We start from the raw sequence: 2,347 nt of genomic DNA, 5'->3' as shown, positions 1-2,347 counted from the left end.
ACCATCGCCGTCGCTGTCCGTTACTGAAGACTCCTGGTAGTCCGGCGTGCCGTCACCGTCACTGTCGGTGGTCTCGCCTTCGACACTGTCGGGCGTGCCGTCACCGTCGGTGTCGATGGTGCAACCCGCGCCGAACTGCGACGGGATGCACGGGTCACTGCTTTCGACGGTAACAGTTGCTGTGGCCGGCATGTTGTCGGCTGTATCGATCGTCGAATCAATCTGTTCCAGACCGATAAAAGCGATTACGTTGTTGTCGTACAAATCATCGGGCGTACTTGAGTACGCGACATCGTATGTAAATGTCGCCGAACCGCCCGCAGGAACCGTAAACGGACCGAGCCAACTCAACTGTTGCCCGGTAACAGTCAACTGACTATCTGGAAACAACACGCCGTCGAGCCGAGCCGTTCCGGGGACATAAGAGATCGAGCCGAGGGCAGGACTGGCGAGCGTATCGACCAGTTCACGCAAGTCTGCGGGAACGGTCCCGGCATTGCTCATCGTTACCGTGTAAGTACTCGTTCCACCGCCGGTCAGCACGCTGGGACTGGCTGATTTGGCTAGCGTCAGTGAATTTTCGACCGGCTGAATCGGCGGAAATGACGTCGGCGTGATTTTGGTGGTGTGTTTGATTTGAGTGCCGCTGCTGATGTAGTTGACCGGCAGGACGGCCGTCGGGGTCGCGATTGAGCCTGTAACTACAAACGTAAATACGATCGTATAATCGGAAGTGCTGCTCTGAAGGCCTGAGAGAAACAGCGTGTCCGTCACGCTTAGCGTGTTGCCGCCGGTCATGTCGATACTGGTCGAAACAAGCTGCAGACTATCTGCCGGCCAGTCGGCAAGAACCGCCGGCGTACCAGCAAAAATACTGCCGTCGGCCGAACCAATTGTCCCCGTTGCACCAATAGTCGTTATCGTCATGATCGCGCCGAGTTCGGGCGGGTTAGGGCCAAGTACCGTTGTATTGACCTTGTTCGCGCCTGCGGCAATCGTGTCCCCGGCATCGAGCGTGAACTGCACGCCGAGTCCGTTCTGCGTGCCGCTGCCGTCGCCAGCACCGCCTGGCGGCGCTGGTGCCGCGGCCAGCTGGGTGCCCACACCGCCAAGCGCCGTCGGCACTCCATCGTAGACAGTGACATCATGCGTTTCTGCACTCGTGACCGCTGTCGCTTTTAAGTAGATGAATGCATAGGTTGTTTGGCCGCTCGCCAGGGGTCCGAGCGACACAAAACCATCTTCTCTTATGGTGCCCGAAAAGTTCTCTGTTCCAACCCACAGATCGTCGATGTCGGCACCGCTGTTGTTGACGACCTGGTAACCGGCATACATGCCGACAAAGTCTTCACCAACGTTGGTATAAATGACTGGAGAGGATACGCGATCAATGTCCACGGCCGCGTGAACGCTGGTAGCGCCGAGCAACAGCAGCAATAGAGTGAGGTAAATCTGTCGTCCGATTCTCATGTGTGTGGCATTCCTGTTTTGCCGATTCACAGTCACGGCCAATTGCCGTGAATACGAATACTGAAAGTAATACGACACACTGAACGTGCCAGGACGGTAAGTCGTAGCAGCAACGGTCAAGGTCGATCATCAGACGACCGCGGTAACAGTCGCTCGTCCAGATTCAACGGTCCCGCGGGTTATTGGCGCGACCGAAATCGATCTTATGTCTGATGACCCTGCTCATGCGGTGAATTGGGTCACATTATCGTGACGGTGACATGCGCTAACTACCTTGATTTTGTGAACAATTGTTACCGAATCACCGGACCGTTTGGCTACTCCATGCGCGACAGGTACAGTAAACTCTGTTTGAGATTCTTTCTCTCGGGACGTTCTATGATCAGCGTTCGCATCAGCACTACACTAATGATCACGGCACTTGCTGCCGCAGCCTGGTCGGCCGAGCCGCGTACCGAGCACACCTATCAACTGGCGCCTGACGAGCCGCGCCCGGCAGCCGCCCTCGACGATGCAAGCTGGCTGGTTGGGTCCTGGTCCGGCACGGCTTTTGGAGAGAAATTCGAAGAAGTCTGGAACGCGCCGTCCGCCGGTACGATGGTCGGGCTGTTCAAGCTCTATGGAGACGACGGCGTTGCGTTCTACGAAATCCTGTTGCTCAGCATTGAGGAGGGCACTCTGAGCCTGAAAGTGAAGCACTTCAATGCAGATTTCTCAGCCTGGGAAGACAAGCCGGACTACATTGACTTTCGCCTCGTCAAGAAAGAGAAGGATGCGTTGCACTTTGGTGGCCTCAGTTTTTACAGACGGGGCGATGACGCGATAGACGGCTACATTGTCATGCGCAATGGTGAGGACATCCAGGAACATCACCTGA

The 2,347-nt window shown here is 56.2% G+C and carries 2 protein-coding genes; one reads left to right on the top strand and one right to left on the bottom strand.

The features are described 5' to 3' along the window. Positions 1-1,470 (bottom strand): hypothetical protein (locus Q0X89_RS17990; protein ID WP_297696776.1); only part of this gene is annotated, 1,470 nt, incomplete at its 3' end. 408 nt (positions 1,471-1,878) lie between these two features. Between Q0X89_RS17990 and Q0X89_RS17985 the strand changes: the two genes are divergently transcribed. Beyond that, a partial coding sequence (locus tag Q0X89_RS17985; protein ID WP_297696774.1) for a DUF6265 family protein occupies positions 1,879-2,347 on the top strand: 469 nt, incomplete at its 3' end.

Source organism: uncultured Eudoraea sp., assembly GCF_947258525.1.
Taxonomy (GTDB): domain Bacteria; phylum Bacteroidota; class Bacteroidia; order Flavobacteriales; family Flavobacteriaceae; genus Eudoraea.
This window is presented reverse-complemented; position numbering and strand designations above follow the sequence as displayed.